The sequence below is a fragment of the Verrucosispora sp. WMMD573 genome (genome assembly GCF_027497175.1).
Taxonomy (GTDB): domain Bacteria; phylum Actinomycetota; class Actinomycetes; order Mycobacteriales; family Micromonosporaceae; genus Micromonospora.
In genome coordinates, this window is record NZ_CP114901.1 from 3,291,195 (window position 1) to 3,306,340 (window position 15,146).

14 protein-coding genes are annotated in these 15,146 nt (G+C 70.5%); 4 read left to right on the top strand and 10 right to left on the bottom strand.

What is annotated here, in order from left to right; genetic code table 11:
• Positions 1 to 3: 3 nt before the first annotated feature.
• Positions 4 to 1,296, top strand: coding sequence for an MFS transporter (locus O7601_RS15155; protein WP_281561778.1), 1,293 nt, complete (start codon positions 4 to 6; stop codon positions 1,294 to 1,296).
• A gap of 290 nt (positions 1,297 to 1,586) precedes the next feature.
• Here O7601_RS15155 and O7601_RS15160 read toward each other — a convergent pair whose 3' ends face one another.
• The 7 genes from O7601_RS15160 to O7601_RS15190 are packed head-to-tail and all read right to left on the bottom strand — an operon-like array spanning position 1,587 to position 7,577.
• Positions 1,587 to 2,519 carry an LnmK family bifunctional acyltransferase/decarboxylase gene (locus O7601_RS15160; RefSeq protein ID WP_281561779.1) on the bottom strand — a complete coding sequence of 311 codons (933 nt, stop codon included), beginning with the start codon at positions 2,517 to 2,519 and terminating at the stop codon, positions 1,587 to 1,589.
• Positions 2,516 to 3,577 carry a histidinol-phosphate transaminase gene (locus O7601_RS15165; RefSeq protein ID WP_281561780.1) on the bottom strand — a complete coding sequence of 354 codons (1,062 nt, stop codon included), beginning with the start codon at positions 3,575 to 3,577 and terminating at the stop codon, positions 2,516 to 2,518. Before O7601_RS15165 ends, O7601_RS15160 begins: the two co-directional genes overlap by 4 nt.
• Complete coding sequence (locus O7601_RS15170; protein WP_281561781.1) at positions 3,570 to 3,797, bottom strand: acyl carrier protein; 228 nt, start codon at positions 3,795 to 3,797, stop codon at positions 3,570 to 3,572. Before O7601_RS15170 ends, O7601_RS15165 begins: the two co-directional genes overlap by 8 nt.
• Positions 3,790 to 4,854: a 4-hydroxy-2-oxovalerate aldolase gene (gene dmpG / locus O7601_RS15175; protein ID WP_281561782.1), complete on the bottom strand. Its 1,065-nt coding sequence runs from the start codon at positions 4,852 to 4,854 to the stop codon at positions 3,790 to 3,792. Before dmpG ends, O7601_RS15170 begins: the two co-directional genes overlap by 8 nt.
• Positions 4,851 to 5,747 (bottom strand): acetaldehyde dehydrogenase (acetylating), encoded by an 897-nt coding sequence (locus O7601_RS15180; RefSeq protein WP_281561783.1) that lies wholly within the window; start codon positions 5,745 to 5,747, stop codon positions 4,851 to 4,853. Before O7601_RS15180 ends, dmpG begins: the two co-directional genes overlap by 4 nt.
• Positions 5,748 to 5,778: 31 nt before the next feature.
• On the bottom strand, positions 5,779 to 6,594 hold the full coding sequence (locus O7601_RS15185; RefSeq protein WP_281561784.1) for a fumarylacetoacetate hydrolase family protein: 816 nt from the start codon (positions 6,592 to 6,594) through the stop codon (positions 5,779 to 5,781).
• The gene (locus O7601_RS15190) at positions 6,591 to 7,577 is read right to left on the bottom strand and encodes a class I SAM-dependent methyltransferase (protein WP_281561785.1); all 987 of its coding nucleotides are present in this window, start codon (positions 7,575 to 7,577) and stop codon (positions 6,591 to 6,593) included. Before O7601_RS15190 ends, O7601_RS15185 begins: the two co-directional genes overlap by 4 nt.
• A gap of 454 nt (positions 7,578 to 8,031) precedes the next feature.
• Between O7601_RS15190 and O7601_RS15195 the strand changes: the two genes are divergently transcribed.
• Positions 8,032 to 8,634 carry a LuxR C-terminal-related transcriptional regulator gene (locus tag O7601_RS15195; RefSeq protein WP_281561786.1) on the top strand — a complete coding sequence of 201 codons (603 nt, stop codon included), beginning with the start codon at positions 8,032 to 8,034 and terminating at the stop codon, positions 8,632 to 8,634.
• Between the two features lie 20 nt (positions 8,635 to 8,654).
• Positions 8,655 to 9,269 (top strand): LuxR C-terminal-related transcriptional regulator, encoded by a 615-nt coding sequence (locus O7601_RS15200; RefSeq protein WP_281561787.1) that lies wholly within the window; start codon positions 8,655 to 8,657, stop codon positions 9,267 to 9,269.
• 128 nt (positions 9,270 to 9,397) lie between these two features.
• Here the strand turns inward: O7601_RS15200 and O7601_RS15205 are convergent, their stop codons facing one another.
• The 3 genes from O7601_RS15205 to O7601_RS15215 all read right to left on the bottom strand — a co-directional run bounded on the left by O7601_RS15205 (position 9,398) and on the right by O7601_RS15215 (position 13,329).
• Positions 9,398 to 10,159, bottom strand: a complete 762-nt coding sequence (locus tag O7601_RS15205; protein WP_281561788.1) for a thioesterase domain-containing protein — start codon at positions 10,157 to 10,159, stop codon at positions 9,398 to 9,400.
• A gap of 367 nt (positions 10,160 to 10,526) precedes the next feature.
• A complete protein-coding gene (locus tag O7601_RS15210; protein WP_281566931.1) occupies positions 10,527 to 11,480 on the bottom strand; it encodes a TauD/TfdA family dioxygenase in 954 nt (317 codons plus the stop codon).
• Between the two features lie 70 nt (positions 11,481 to 11,550).
• The gene (locus tag O7601_RS15215; protein ID WP_281561789.1) at positions 11,551 to 13,329 is read right to left on the bottom strand and encodes a condensation domain-containing protein; all 1,779 of its coding nucleotides are present in this window, start codon (positions 13,327 to 13,329) and stop codon (positions 11,551 to 11,553) included.
• 358 nt (positions 13,330 to 13,687) lie between these two features.
• Between O7601_RS15215 and O7601_RS15220 the strand changes: the two genes are divergently transcribed.
• Positions 13,688 to 15,142 carry an AMP-binding protein gene (locus tag O7601_RS15220; protein WP_281561790.1) on the top strand — a complete coding sequence of 485 codons (1,455 nt, stop codon included), beginning with the start codon at positions 13,688 to 13,690 and terminating at the stop codon, positions 15,140 to 15,142.
• Positions 15,143 to 15,146 lie beyond the last annotated feature (4 nt).

Below are 15,146 nucleotides of genomic sequence, written 5' to 3' on the forward strand. Positions count from 1 at the left end.
GGTATGTCGACCGCGCCATCTTTCGCACCGGGCACCACCAGGCGGGCACTGGGGGCGGTCTATGCCGCCGGTGCCGGCTCCGCCGTCGGGACCCAGATGACGACGCTCGCGCTGCCGTGGCTGGTGCTGGAGAGCACCGGCTCGGCACCGCGGGCGGGCCTGGTCTTCGCCGTGTCGGTGCTGCCCATGGCGCTGCTCGGATTCGCGGGCGGCGAGGTCATCCAACGGTACGGCGCACGCCGAACCATGGTGGCCATCGACTTCGCGCAGTTCGTGGCCATCGCGTCGATACCCGCGCTGGCTGCGATGGGGCTGCTCAGCTTCCCCCTGCTCCTGACGATCGTCGCGGTCATCGGCGTGCTCGGGGTGCCCTATTTTGCCGCGCAACGCGACCTGGCCACCGAGCTCGTCGGTCCGGACCCGAAGGCGCTGATGCGGGCGAACAGCGTGCTGGAGGGGTGCTTCAACATCGCCGCGTTGGCCGGCCCGGCAATAGCGGGCGTGCTGATCGCGACGCTCGGCGCGGAGCAGGTGCTGCTGTTCGACGCCGTGACCTCGGGGGTGTCCGGCCTGCTGCTGTGGTGGTTCGTCCCGCGGATGCGGCGGACGGCGCCGGCGACGCCGGCACCCCAGGAGCGGCAGGCCCCCGACCACGCCGGAATCCTGGCCGGGGTACGCGCATTGTTGCGGGACGACTTCCTACGACGAGTGATGGTCACGACAGTCAGCTTCGGCTTCCTCATGCGGGTGCTGATGCTCGCGCTGCCGCTGCTGGCGTTCGCCCGCTTCGCCGGCGACGCCAGGGTCGGTGGACTGCTGCTCTCCGGCTTCGGTGCCGGCGCGATCGCCGGGGCGGCCGTCAGCTATCTGATCGGCAGCCGGTTGTCCCCGACGATGGTCTTCGGGCTGGCTGCCTTCCAGCTCGTCCTGCCCTGGTGGGTGCTGCTGTTCGAGGTGCCGGTTCCGGTCCTGGTCGCCGCGCTCGCGGTGTCCGGTGCGGCGCTTCCGTTGTCCAACGCCCCGTTCTTCAGCATCCTGGCCACCCGGTTCGCGGTCGACATCCGAGCGAAGGTGATCCAGGCGGTCATGACCATCAGCAACATCGCCGGCCCGTTGGGCTTCCTGGCTGGCGGGATGGCGATCGGCCGCTTCGGTGTGACGACGACCCTGCTCGTCCTCGCGGCCCTGTCCACCCTGGCGGCGGTCAACCTGGTGGTGGCGCTGCGGCACTTCGAGCCGGCGGCGCCGACCAGCCCGCAGCCCGAGCCCGAGCCGGCGGCGGCAGCTGCTCGGTAGCCCGCTCCGGCGCGCTGCCAGCGGCGGGCCGGAGCGGGCAGCAGAGCCGCGTGGGGCAGTCCACCCGATATGCGCCGAGAGTGTGATGTCCGGGCCGACGTCGGCCCGGACATTACCGTGTTGCGGGATCGCCGCGGTCACGGTCCCGGAGGCCGGCTGCCTGGGCCGTTGGAGTTCGGTGACGAACGTCAGCTACGCGATGATGGGCGCGGTTGCCGGTTCGCAACCGCGCCCATCAGGTGGCCGGTGGGGTGCGGGCCCGGGGCCCGCGACCTGTCGGGTCGTCGTCCTCAGGTCAGCGTCGACGGCGTTTCCGTCTCGATCGCCGCGACGGCCAGCAGCCGACCGCTGGCGGAGTCGCGCAGCTCCAGGTCGGCGATCTCGGAGAGCGGGTCGGCGACGTTCTGCCATCTCCGGGCGGTGACGGTGAACAGCGAACCCAGGTCGGCGTTGCCGAAGAAGCCGACCCTCTGATCGATCACCCGCCGCTGGAGGAACTGCCGCTCGGTGCGGCCGAGCCCACGCCACAGTCGCAACAGCGCCGTGTCGAAGATCGAGAAGTACGAGGCGAAGTAGACCAGCCCGGCGCCGTTGATGTCGCGTACGGCGTCCAGTGCGTACTCGAAGGACAGCTCGCCCCCGGCGACCGCGAATCCCGGCGGCGCCGGGGTGAGGAAGCTGCCCGCGCCGCGGGCGCGACCGACGAGCGTACGCGGTGAGAACTGGTTGGGAAGTCGCGGCAGGCCGGCGTTGTCGAAGTCGTGGGGGACGGTCTCGGACAGGCCACGGTTGCTGTCCGGATTGCCGCGCGCGATCCACCGGTTGAGCGTCTCCGCGTACATGCACTCCGGGTCCGGCGTCTCGTAGACCTCCGCCGGATCGAGGAACGCGCTGCCGAGGCCGGATCCGGCGGGCGCGAGCCGGTGCAACGTCAGCACCGAGCCGCCGCCGAACTGGAAGACCCTCGACGTCACCTCAAGCTCGTCACCGAAGGCCAGGCCGTGCGGATGAACGACCTTCCCGCCCCGCACCCGGTAGTAGTAGAACGAGAGGTAGGTCGGTTGACCCTCGGCGGTGCGGGCGGCGTGCACGTTGGTGCGGCAGGTCTCGGCCACCGACTCCCACGTCCAGTCGCCGATCCGCCCGAAGATCAGAGAGCCGCCGCTGCACATTCCCGGCGCGACGACCACCTTCCGGTGAAGGGCTGTGTTCTCGGGCATCATCTCAGCGCTCCAGTCGTGAGTAGTTCCGGTGCGTTGCGGACGCGCCACCGGTGTGCCGCCGCGAGGAACGCGTCGTTGTCCGAGGGGGAGCCGAGCGACATCCGGACGCCCTCCCCGTCGAAAACCCGCAGCTCGACTCCGGCCCGGGCACACCAACCGCCGAACGGGCCCGTGTTCTCGCCGAGCCGCAGCCACAGGAAGTTGGCCTGGCTGGCCGGGACCGCGAAGCCGTCGGCCAGCAGGGCCGCCCGCACCCGGTTCCGCTCGGCGATCGTCTGCCGAACCCGCGCCAGGAGCACGTCCTCAAGGGCGAGGGCGGCGACCGCCGCGTGCTGGGCCGGCCCACTCACCGCATAGGGCAGCGTCATCTCGCGCAGCGACGCCACGATGCGCGCCGCGCCGATGAGATAGCCGACCCGGAGCCCCGCCAGGCCGTACGCCTTCGAGAACGTGCGCAGGACCACCAGGTTGGGATACCTGTCGCACAACGCGAGGCCGCCGGTTCCCACCGGCTCGTCGACGTACTCGAAGTAGGCCTCGTCGAGGGCGACCAGGCAGGTCGGCGGGACACGATCGAGGAACCCGCGCAGCCGGTCCAGGTCGAGCAGCGTTCCGGTCGGGTTGTTGGGGTTGCAGATGACGACCAGCCGGGTGGTGGCGGTGATGCGATCGGCCATGGCGGCGAGGTCGTGCCCGTCGTCGGCGAGTGGCACCCGCTCCGAGTGGATCCCCAGATGGCCGGCGAGGATCGGGTAGTACTCGAAGGAACGCCAGGCGTAGACGGCCGTCGCGCCCGGCCCGGCGAGCTGGAACACCGCCTGGAGCAACGCACAGGATCCGGCGCCGACCGCCACCCGATCCGGTTCGACACCGTGCCGCCGGGCGAGCGCCAGGGTCAGGTCGGTGCACGCCGGGTCGGGATAGCGGTTGACGTCCCGGCTGCTCGCCGCGACCGTGGCGACGATGTCCGGTAACGGTCCGTACGGTGACTCGTTGCGCGACAGGGGCCGGGTGGCGGCATGGGACGCTCCGGCGATCGGCCTCGCGGCCTCACGCACGACAACGCTCCGCGACCAGCTCGGCGATGTCACCGACCGTCGCGAGTTCCAGCAGCTCGTAGTCGGAGACGTGGATGTCCAGCCGCTTGCTGAGCAGGTCCGACAGCTCGACCACGGCGAGGGAGTCGAGGCCCACCTCGGCCCGATCGGCCGTGGCCACGATGTCCTCGGTCCGCATCTGCAGATCCTCGACCAGGATGGTCTTGAGTTGGTCAAACATGGCTTGCCGTCCGTTCGAGCTGACCCGTGGACCCGGCACGCAACGCGAGCGCCACGTCCTCGATGAGGTCCTCCTGCCCGGCCACCGCCTGTAGGCGGCCCAGTTCGAAGAAGACGTCACGTGGATCGACGCCCTCGCGGGCGGCGACGTCCAGCACCCGGTTCTTGAACCCGGAGAACACTCCGGCGAGACCACTCACCACGCCGATCGAGTCGATGGTGGGCGGCGCGGGCATCAGCTCCCGCTCAGCGATGTCCGCCGCGTCCAGCAGTCGGTAGAGATCGATGCCGGTGTCGTAGCCCAGCCGTTCGAGCACGGGAACGAGAACTTCCAGCTGCGTGTTGCCGGCGCCCGCGCCGAACCCCCGGGCGCAGGCATCCAGGATGGTGGCGCCGGCCTCGGCGGCGGCGATGGAATTCGCCACCGCCATACCCAGGTTGTTGTGCCCGTGGAACATCACCGGCACGCTGACGGCGGACCGGATGGCCGCGATCCGCGTGCTCACGTCCGGCGGCAGGTAGTGGCCGGAGGAATCGAGGATGCCGACGCCGGTCGCACCGAACCCGACGAGCCGCGCACATTCCTCGGCGAGGCGCTCGGGACCGGCCATGTGGCTCATCAGCAGTACACCGTGCGCCTCGACACCCGCGTCGCGCAGCAGCCCGAGGTGCCGCTCGGCCAGGTCGCTCTCGGTGCAGTGGGTACCGATCCGGACGATGTCGACGTCGTACGAGACGGCCAGCCGGATACTCTCGGTCGTGCCCCAGCCCGGCAGCATGAAGACGCCGAGCTTGGTGGTGGTCAACGCGTCCCGGACCACCGACAGCATCGCCTCGTCGCTGAGCAGGGCTCGGCCGGCCTGCAGGGACGAGGCCCCCAGGCCGTTGCCGTGCCCCACCTCGACGACGGGTACCCGGGCGGCGTCGGCGGCGGCGGCGTACGCCCGGAGTTGCTCCCGCCCGAGCTGGTGGCGGACGGCGTGGTGCCCGTCGCGCAGCGTCGGGTCGTGGATCAGGATCGGTTGTCTCGGCGAACTTTCCGCAACTTGCTGGCTCATGACGCGACCTCCATGGCCTCGATCGGTCGGCGTTCCACCGCACAGCGCTCGGCGACCCGGATCGCAGCCGAGTTGATGATGTCGAGATTGCCCGCGTAGGCGGGTATCTGGTCGCCTGCGGAGGTCACCTCCACGGCGATGAACGCCCTGGTGTCGTTCACGATGCAGCTCGTCACGGTGTAGCCGGTGGCGAAGGCACGGACGTCGGCGGCGGCGGACGCGACGAGCGGATGCACCGACTCGCGGGTCAGCCCCTCGCCGACCAGCGACATGGCCACCCTGAAGGTCGCCGGAGGACGAGCCGGGCTGACGTTGAGGATGGCCTTCACGTCCCCGACGCCGGTGAACTCGCGGAGCGAGTCCTGAGTGGTCTCCACGTACTCGTCGAGGTTGAGCCTGGTCCCGCGGCCGACGCTCAGCGTCGCGGCGGTCGCGACCACCTCCACGTAGTCGATGCGGTGGGCTCGGGTGATCGCTCGTACGATCGGCACCGATGCCTGCCCACCGCAGCTCACCATGTTCAGGTCGCGGTGTGCGGCGGCCTCCGCGCCGTTGACGGTGGGGACGACCATGCGGCCGATCCGGCTGGGCGTGAGGTCGATCAGCAGCGTGCCGAGCGGTGTCAGCGCCTCGGCGTGCTCGGCGTGCGAGCCGGCGTTGGTGGCGTCGAAGACCACGTCGAGCGGTTCGTCGAGGTCGGCCACGGACGACAGGCCCCGGCTGGCGACCGGCAGCCCCAGCCGAGCGGCCCGCTTGAGGCCCGGGCTGTCGGCCGTCCGGCCCGCGACGAGGCGGAGGTCCAGTGCAGCGGACCGCTCGACTTTCACCGCCAGGTCGACGCCGATGAGACCGGCACCGAGCACCCCAACTGACAGCCGTCGTTCTGATTTCATCGGGGGGATCGCCTTCCTACCCGCGTCGGGGCTACGTGTTCGGGACGTGCAGAGTGACCGAGCCCAGATGATCGAATTCGGCGGTGTAGGTGTCACCGGGGCTCAACGGAACCGCGGCGTGCAGGGCGCCGGTCATGATCAGCTGACCGGACTCCAGCGTGACGCCACTGTCGCCCAGCAGGTTCGCCAGCAGCGCCACCACCGCCACCGGGTCGCCCAGGGCGTCGGCGCCCTGACCGGACGCGACCAACTCCCCGTTGCGGCGGAAGGCCATCCGCACGAGCCGGTAGTCCAGCTCCGCGCTGGCCGGGATCGAGCGTCCCAGTACGGCCGCGCCGTTCGAGGCGAGGTCGGCGATCGTGTCGCCCAGCCGGATGCGCCAGTCCGTGATCCGGGAATCGACGATCTCCAGACCGGCGAATACCTCTCCGATTGCCGCGTGGGCCTGCTCCACGGTGATGCCAGGGCCGGTCAACGGCCTCGCCAGCCGAAAGACGATCTCGGCTTCCACCTTCGGTGAGATGAACTCCCCGCGGGCGAAGCACGCGCCGTCCGCGCGGACGGTCGAGGCGAACACCGGGCCGTAGTCCGGGGCGTGTACCCCGAACATCTCCTGCATCGAGGCGGAGGTGAGCCCGGCCTTGTAGCCGATCACCCGATCGCCGTCGGCGATCAGCAGTTCGGTCAGCCGGCGCTGGACGGCGTATCCGCCGGCCGCGTCGAGAGTGGGACAGGCGTCGGTGAACGGGGCGATCGGCACGCGGTTCCGCCGCGCCTCGTACAGGGCCGCGGCCATGCGTTCGGCGTCGTGCTCCGCCAGGGTCGCTGCTGCGCCGCTCCGGCTCATCGCGTGGCCACGAAGAGGCGACTGCCGGGCATCCCCAGGGCGGTGCTGGTCACCGCGGAGAAACCGGCCTGCCGGAAGAGTTCGCACCAGCGGTCCTCGGTCGGCAGCCGTACGCCCATCGAGCTCTCGTGCAGGTAACTGAACAGGGCGCTGAAAGCCCGCTCGCCCGGCGTGTCCACGTACGGCACCGCGTCGGTGACCACCAGGCGACCGCCGTCGGCGAGGTGCTCGCGGCAGGCCCGCAGGACACCCGCGAAGACCTCGGGATGCTGGGCGACGTCGTGCATGACGAAGCCGGCATGAATGACGTCCGCGCCGTCGAGGGGAGCGGGATCGTCGACGAGCGTCTCGACGGACCGGTTGACCACCGTGAGGCGGTCGTCGACCTGGGCGCGGCGACCGGCGCGTTCGGCCTCCTCGCACGCCCCCGGGCTGAGGTCCAGCGCCACTCCGGTGCTGGTGGGCAGCTCCGTCAGCAGCCGGATCAGCAGCGCGCCCGCGCCGGAGCCGAGATCGACGATGCGTCCGGGCTTGCGGCTGATGATCTCGGACAGCACCCCGGGATAGAAGCCGCGCGAGCCGATCCAGCGCGACGAGACCGCCACCCGTCGGCCGTCGCGCTGGTGCTCGCGGCCGGCCGCGTCCGGCTCCCGCAGAAACCGCTCCGCGTGATCGATGTACGGCCGGTTCGCGCTGAGCGACCAGGAGAGGTAGCCCGCCTCGTACCGCCGGTCCGCCAGATCCGCGCAGGGCGTGAACGGCCCGGTCTCCGCGTCGCGCTCCAGCAGGCCGGCGGCGGACATGGCGCGTAGAAGGAGCAGAGCGCGAGCTGCTGGAACGCCGGTCGCGGTCGTCGCCTCGGCCAGCGTGATCGGCGTACCGCGATCGAGTAGCGGCGAAAGTCCCAGATTCTCGGCGATCTCCAGAAGAGTGGCGTTCGCCGCGAGGTCCGCAGCGATGCCACTGACGTCAGAACTAATCACTTGTTCACCCACGTCCTGCCGATTCGGCGATTTCTCGGTATCAACCCTTGCTTTTTCGGTTCGTGTCCGTACAGGTGGGGAGGCTGGCGACGAGTTGGTGGGCCTCCACTAACCGCTCCCTCCGTAACGGCGGTAATCGACGTTCTCGACACGGCTCCACAACGGTTGTCAATGTGTCACGGAAAGACGGACCACCTGCAGAGAAGAATCGGCAGACATTCGGGAAGGCTGCCGCCACCGGGTCGGCTGTCGGCGCAGCCGGTCGTCGCCGTACCGGCCAGCACGACCGACGCTGCGCGACGATGGCGAGTCGGTGCTCCGCTATCGAACCGCGCCGGAGGCCGACAGCGAGCCGACAGCGGGTCGACAGCGACCAGTTAGTTCGTCGCGGAACCATCCGCCCAGGACATTCCGACGCCACGCCCCGCCCCGGCGTGACGAAGAAGGAGGCGTGATGGGCGAACCGATGTGGGTCAACGTCATGGCGACCGACCCCGTGCTGGAGGCGGGCGTGACGAGCGCGATGCTCGGCAGCCCGGACATCGCTGTGGTGACGACGCGGGAGAAGGCGGCGGTCACCGTCCTGGTGGTCGACCAGCTGGGACAGGACGCGCTGGATTCGGTGCGGGCCATCCGCACCGGGGCGGACCGGCCCGAGGTGGTGCTCGTCGTGCCCGAGGTGGAGCCGGCTGACGCGCTGCGGGCCATCGCGGCGGGTGCGCGCGGCCTGCTTCGGCGCCGGGAGGCGACCGCGGAGCGGCTCACCCGCACCGTGCTGGCCGCCGGTGAGGGGGACTGCACGGTCTCACCGGACATGCTCGACCGGTTGCTCGCCGCGCCGGCGGTTCCGGCCGGCGCCCTGGCATCGAACATCAGCGACCGCGAGCGAGCGGTGCTGCGGCTGATCGCCGAGGGCCGGGAGACCGGTGAGATCGCCAAGGAGCTGTGCTACTCGACACGCACGGTGACCAGCGTCGTACACGACATCACGCGACGATTCCGGCTGCGCAACCGGGCCCACGCGGTGGCCTTCGCCCTGCGGGCCGGCATGTTGTGAACGGCGAACAGGAGGAGACCATGAACGCATTGACCGCACACGTGGTGGCCCCGAGCGCGACCGTCCGGGCCGAGGTGCTGACCGCGCTGCGGCGGGCCGGCGTCACCGCCGTGCCCGACCCGTACGAATCACCGGACGCCGTCATCGTCACGGCGGTCGACACGGTGCATGAGGCCCTCACGGCGTGCCCGCCGCGACCGCGGTCCACGGCGCAGCGGACGCTGCTGGTCGCGGACCGCTTCTCACCGACGGACGTGGTACGCGTACTGCGGTCGGGGACTCTGGTGATGCTCCGGTTCGCCGACGTCACTCCGAGCCGACTGGCCGCCGCGGTGCGGGCCGCCCGGGACGGGGAGGTCCGGTTGCCGCACGAGGTGCTGGTCGGGGTGCTCGGTGGCACCGGTGCGCCGGAGCAGGTCGAGACGTCCCGCGCGGCCGGCCGGTCACCGCTGACGCCACGCCAGACGAGGGTGCTCGCGTTGATGGCCGAGGGCCAGGACAACGCGATGATCGCCCGGTCTTTGCTGTGCTCCAACCACACCGTGAAGAACGTCATCTACGACATGATGGCGCGGTTGCAGGTTCGCAACCGCGCCCACGCCGTGGCCTGCGGGGTGGCGGCCGGGTTGATCTGAGTGCGTCGTCCGCGGGTGCCCATCGGCGTGCAGCCGCGGACGGACGTGTCACTCGGGTGCGGTTGGTCGTTCCCCTGGCCGGCTGCGGGTCAGCGGAGGACGCCCGGGCGAGGCGATCCGTGCCCTCGTCACCACCCCGCTGGCCGACGGATGCCACCGGCCGGCATCCGGTCACCGATGACCCGCAACAGATCGGCCGGTTCGGTCGCATAGCTCAACCCGGATCCGGGCAGCTGCACCACGTCGGTGTCCCCGTACGCCGACCAGCCGGCCACCGCCTCCGCCTCGATGCCCTGGTCCAGCCATCGGATCGCGGTCAGCGGACAGCGCAGCGGCACCGGGTGGGGCACCTGATAGGCCCGCAACGCGGTCAGTTCGGCCCGGAGCGCCCGGACACCGGCCGCGAGGATCGACGGCAGCGGGATGGTGCCCATGGCCACCGCGCCCGCCAGCACCCGTTCGGCCAGCTCGTCGTCGGTCGGTTCGGCGTGTGCCTCGCCGGTGAGGTGCTGGGGTGCGGGACAGCCCGAGACGAACAGGCGCAGCGGTGCCGGCGCGCCCCGCCGGGCCAGCTCGACCGCGACCTGATAGCCGAGCAGCGCGGCACCCTCGTGGCCGAACAACGCGAACTTCTCGACTCCTCGGCGCTTGAGGTCCGCCACGAGTTCCGCGGCCCGCTCCGGCAGCCCTGAAGAGGCCGGGGCCGCAGAGTGCGTTGCCGGTGCGTCGCCGCCCAGGTCGGCCACCGCCGGCGGGCGGACAACGCACCACGGGCCGACGGTGTCGGGCCACCGATCGAACTGGAAATCACCGTTACCGGCACTGGGTATACAGATCAGCGTCGCGGTGCCGACATGCGGAGCGGTCCGCTGGTTCAACCATGAGGCCATGAGGAGGGTCGCCTTCGTTGACGGAGAGTAGGCAATTCTTGCTCAACCGTCGTCCCGGGCACCTCCACACCGCTATCGCCGATCGGGTAGGCAGCGGCCGGCGAGGAAAGCGTCGTGATGGGGAGCCGAAAACGGCCGGCCATAGCTTCGTTCCTGTCGGCGCCAGCCGGCACAAGAGCCGAAGCAGACAAGGGGTAGTGAGTTGCTAGTTTCCATGGTTTCCGGTCCGCGCCTGATCGTCTCGTCGTCGACCACCTCGGTGGTCGCTGTTGCCGGCGACACGCCGTGGGGCTGATCAGTCTCTCCCGGGCCGGCCGACGGAGGGCCGCCGCAGCGGTGTCCCTCCGTCGGTCAGGTGCCACCTTCCTCACGCAGCCGGAGAAGGTTCGGCCATCGCCACGGCTATCTTGCGTGGCCCGGTGAACGGCTCACGGGCGTGAGCCGCAAGCATGTTGTCGACGACCAGTACGTCGTCGCGCTCCCAGTCGAAGCGGCGCTGGGCGGCTCGGTAACAGTCGCGCAGGTGCGCCACGACCTCGTCGGGGATTCGCCCGCCGTCGCCGTAGTACGTGTTGGTGGGCAGGTCCGCCTCGTCGAACATCTCCCGCAGTCCCTCGCAGTCCTCCTCGGGCAGCGTGGTCACGTGGAAGAACGTCAGGTGGTTGAACCAGACGGTCTCGCCGGTCACCGGGTGCTGATGCACCGCCCGGCGGCGGGCCGTCGTCCGCAGACCGTTGCGCCCGACCCACTGGACCTCCACGCCGCTGCGCGCGCAGTAGCGCTCGACCTCGGCCCGGTCGGTGGTGTTGAACGCCTGCTGCCACGGCACCCCGAAGCCCTCGGTGAAGTTGCGGACCACCGTCCAGCCGCGCCGGGTGAACTCCTCGAGCACGTCCGGATCGATCGACCGTAGGATCCGGCGGGTGTCGGCCAGCGGCGTCGCACCCTGCGTGTCGGGTGGGGTGATGCAGTAGAAGAACAGCGTCAGCGGCCAGGTCGCCTGATACGAGTTCTCGTTGTGCAGGAAGATCTCCTCGGTCGGTGGGTAGTCCGTCGAGGTGTAGACCTGACCCTCGATGGTGCTACGCGGTGACGACCGCTCGGCATAGGACAGCGGCGCGCCGGACACCGCCCGGACGACCCGTTCGAATCCGCTGACACCGCCGATGTCGAAGCCGCGCAGCAGGACCGCGCCGTGGGTGCGCAGCTGTCGACGGACCGAGTCCCGGATCGCGGCGATCTGACTCTCGGCCGGTCCGCCACTGCCGGTCGGGGTCAGCACAGCGGGCAGTGCCGACTCGTCGGTTGACACCGTGGGCATGAGGCGCGCGGGCGTGATGTTGCTCGTGGTCACCGTCGGCTCCCTTCGTTGCATCTGGTGGTCGGGGGTATCAGCAGGGCTCCGGGGCGGCGGCTGCGACGTTCCGGCCGGATCCCCGGCAGCACACGTCGACCCAGGCGGCCGGGTCGTCGGGGTTGTCCGGGACGCGTTCGCAGATGACGTAGCGCCGTGGTGCCATCGCCGTCGGATACGCCTTCACCGCTGCCAGGCAAGCGGCGTGGGCCTGTTCGGGGGTGCGGATGGCCTCGGTCCGCGCCAGATGAGCGACCAACGGCTGTCCGTCCGCCTCCGCGAAGATCCTGGCACCTGTCGACGGCAGGTTGTCGTCGAGCAACCGTTGCACCTCGGCCACCTCGATCCAGCAGCCGTCGACGAGCCGCCAGTCGGGGCCCCGCCGCACCGGGCTGAGCGGGATCGAGTCGCGGATCCCGCGGGCGCCGAGGTCAGCGGACCCGGCCGCGATCAACAGGTTCTCGACCGCCAGGAGCAGCGACTCGACCTCGTCGTCGGGGATGCGGCCGGTGTCGCTGCTCCAACAGCCGAGACGCAACTGTCCGTCGGTCCCGTAGAGGTCGAAGCGGATCAGCGTGGTCCCGGCGGGCATCGGCTGCCGTCGCAGCTGCGTGGTGCGTCGCGCGGCAACCAGCTCAGCCGGCGTGGGCACCGGTGCCGTGGCCCGACCGGCCGCCCGACCGGACTCGATGACCAGGTTGTTGAACAGCGGCTCGCAGTCGAACACGACGCCACGCTCGTGCTCGATCCGGCGTGCGATGGCACTCTGCCGGTCCACGTCGTAACGGCCGTGCCGGCTCGCGTCGACCACTGCGGCCCACGCCTGCCGGACCAGCCGGTCGAAGGTGGTGTCATTGATCGTGAGCGTGATCGACGCGAGCTGCGCGAGGCTGCCGACGTGCTGCCGAAGGTGCGGCTCGAAACGATTGGCGGACAGCGTGGGGAGCACGAGGTCCCGGACGCCGGTCCGGTGCGAGAGCACCGCGCCGATCGCCGCCAGCACGACGCTGGCGCGGCTCGTCCTGGTGCGCGCCGTCACCGCTCGCAATGCCATCCCGGCTGCGGTGGAGGTCATTTCGACGGCGACCGACCCGGTGCCCGCGGCGACCCGTGGGACCGGGTACAGGCACTGCGGCATGCGGGAGAAGCGGTCTTCCCAGTAGCCCAGCACCGATTCCTCGTGCCGCAGGGCCTTGGGCGTGCGTTCCAGGGCGACCAGGTCCAACGGCTGGATCGGTGGTCCGCCGGCCGGCCGCGCGTCGCGGTCACGGATCAGGTCCGCGAACTCCCGCTTGATGATCTCCATGGCCTGGTAGTCGACCGCGAGATGCGAGCAGCCGATCACCGCGGCCTGCACCACCCCGGCGGAGCTGGTGGACGCCGCTCCGGGTGACACCGCGAGGGCGACCCGGACCGGCAGTTCGCCGATGCGGTACGCGCCCGCGCCGCGCAACCGCCGGGTGAGGTCCCTGGCCAGGCTGGCCCGGTCGACGAGTTGTGGGTCGGCGGCCTCGATCGCGTAAACCTCCACGACAAGCTCGCCGGTGGCGTGCACGAACTGCTGCGGCTCGACGCCGTCGAGGTAGGTCGTACGTAGTCCCTCGTGCCGTTCGATCAGGACCGCGAGTGCCCGGGCGACGTCGTCGACCACGGTCGCGGCCGGGACGTCGAGTTCCCCCGCGACGGCCGCGAAGAACTGCTCCGACTCGCGACGCAGCCACTGCAGGATGTTGTACTGGCCGATGTTGAGGGGTCCTTCGGCCGATCGCGTCCCGCTGAACCGCACGGTCACCGATGGCCACGGGACCAGACTCACCGATCGCACCCGACGCCGGGGCGCGCGGGTGCCGGTTGCCTGGTGGGTCCGCGTCGTCCGGGTGCTCGGCGCGGCACTGTCGAGGTGCCCTGGTGAGACCATGTGCGACAGGCTATTGAGCGGTCCGCGCCGCGCAGTAGAGAAGGACCGGCAGCGACTCGGGGGCGGGTCGTGTGCGTTGTTCTGCCGGTTGTTCTCTGCGTACGCCGGCCCTGGCGGGGCCATCATCGACCTGCGTCCATCAGGTGTGCGCCGGCAGGTCTGCCGGGTGGATCTGCGTCTCGTCCACTCGGCCGGCCGTCCGGCAGGTCCCCGACCGCCGGGTGGATGACGACGCACTCGATTGTGGGAGGCCCGAATGAGCGTATCGATCCGTCAGCGGATCATTGATATCGCGGAGATGTCAGCCGATCGGCCCGCGGTCGTCGGCTTCGACGAGAACTCCGTCGAGCAGGTACTGACGTGGCGGGAGCTGGCCGAGCGGAGCGGTCGGCGGGCGGACGCGCTGGTGGATGCCGCCGTCCGGGGGACCGGCCCGGGCGTGGTCGCGATCGAGGCGAACAACACGATCCAGTCGGTGGTCGACATCGTGGCCGTCCTCTCCGCGCAACTGCCACTGCTGCCGCTGAACCCGGCCTCGCCCGGACCCGAGCGGGAGAAGCTCCTCAACTTCATCGGCCAGACGTACGGACGGGCGCAGCTCATCGACGCCGAGGCCGAGGCCGAGGCCGACGCCGACGTCCGACCGGCGCGGTCGCCGGCGGCCAGCCGGATCGCCTACCTGCTGCCCACCGGCGGTAGCTCCGGCCGGCCGAAGATCGCAATTCGGCCCGGACCACTCGGCTACGATCCGCACCAGGTGCCGTTGCCGCTGCGCCGTCGCGCCGGCTGGCGAGCCGGCCAGCGCCAACTGATCCTCGGTCCGCTGCACCACGCGGCCCCGTTCACCACGCTGCTGGACGGGCTCCTCGACGGCAACACCACAATTCTGCCGCCGTACTTCCTGCCGGCCTGGACGGTGGAGCTGGTCGAGCGCTACGCGGTGGAATGGATTCAGCTCACCCCGGCGCACATGCGCACGATCCTGCTGCTTCTCCAGCCCGACCCGGCCTCCTTCGCCAGCGTGCGTACGGTGATGCACACGGCAGCGTCATGCGACTCGTTCACCAAGAAGCGGTGGATCGAGCTGGTCGGGCCGCAGCACCTGTACGAGGTGTACAGCTCGACCGAGAACATCGGCGGCACCCTGGTGCGTGGGGACGAATGGCAACAGCGGCCCGGGACGGTCGGTCGGGGATTCTTCACCAAGATCAGCATCAGGGACGACGCCGGGAACCGGCTGGGCCCGGGGCAGACCGGCAAGGTGTTCATGCGCGCCGGTCGGGTCTCCAGAGGAGACGCCTATCTGGGCAGCCAGGTGCTGGAAACGACGGCCGACGGTTTCGCAAGCGTCGGCGACTTCGGCTGGCTCGACGAGGACGGCTATCTGTTCCTCGCGCCCCGCCGGCACGACGTGATCAACGTTGGCGGCGAGAAGGTCTACCCCAACGAGGTCGAGGCGCAGTTGCTGGAACACCCCGCGGTGCTGGACGCCGTGGTGGCGGCGGCCGAGGACCAGGTGCTCGGCTCCACGGTCGGCGCCTACGTCGTCTGCAGGCCGGGAGCCTCGGTCAGTACCGGTGAGCTGATGGCGCACTGCCGGTCCGGTCTGGTCAACTACAAGGTGCCGACGCGAGTGACGTTCGTCGATCAGGTGCCGCGCTCGGCCGCCGGGAAGCTCGAACGCTGGCGGCTGGCCGGCCAGCGGGGCTGATCAG

Bases quoted from the DNA above. Each gene is read 5' to 3' on its own strand.
- O7601_RS15155 (WP_281561778.1), top strand. From the start codon at position 4: ATGTCGACCGCGCCATCTTTCGCACCGGGCACCACCAGGCGGGCACTG.
- O7601_RS15160 (WP_281561779.1), bottom strand. From the start codon at position 2,519: ATGATGCCCGAGAACACAGCCCTTCACCGGAAGGTGGTCGTCGCGCCG.
- O7601_RS15170 (WP_281561781.1), bottom strand. From the start codon at position 3,797: ATGTTTGACCAACTCAAGACCATCCTGGTCGAGGATCTGCAGATGCGG.
- dmpG (WP_281561782.1), bottom strand. From the start codon at position 4,854: ATGAGCCAGCAAGTTGCGGAAAGTTCGCCGAGACAACCGATCCTGATC.
- O7601_RS15180 (WP_281561783.1), bottom strand. From the start codon at position 5,747: ATGAAATCAGAACGACGGCTGTCAGTTGGGGTGCTCGGTGCCGGTCTC.
- O7601_RS15185 (WP_281561784.1), bottom strand. From the start codon at position 6,594: ATGAGCCGGAGCGGCGCAGCAGCGACCCTGGCGGAGCACGACGCCGAA.
- O7601_RS15195 (WP_281561786.1), top strand. From the start codon at position 8,032: ATGGGCGAACCGATGTGGGTCAACGTCATGGCGACCGACCCCGTGCTG.
- O7601_RS15200 (WP_281561787.1), top strand. From the start codon at position 8,655: ATGAACGCATTGACCGCACACGTGGTGGCCCCGAGCGCGACCGTCCGG.
- O7601_RS15205 (WP_281561788.1), bottom strand. From the start codon at position 10,159: ATGGCCTCATGGTTGAACCAGCGGACCGCTCCGCATGTCGGCACCGCG.
- O7601_RS15210 (WP_281566931.1), bottom strand. From the start codon at position 11,480: ATGCCCACGGTGTCAACCGACGAGTCGGCACTGCCCGCTGTGCTGACC.
- O7601_RS15220 (WP_281561790.1), top strand. From the start codon at position 13,688: ATGAGCGTATCGATCCGTCAGCGGATCATTGATATCGCGGAGATGTCA.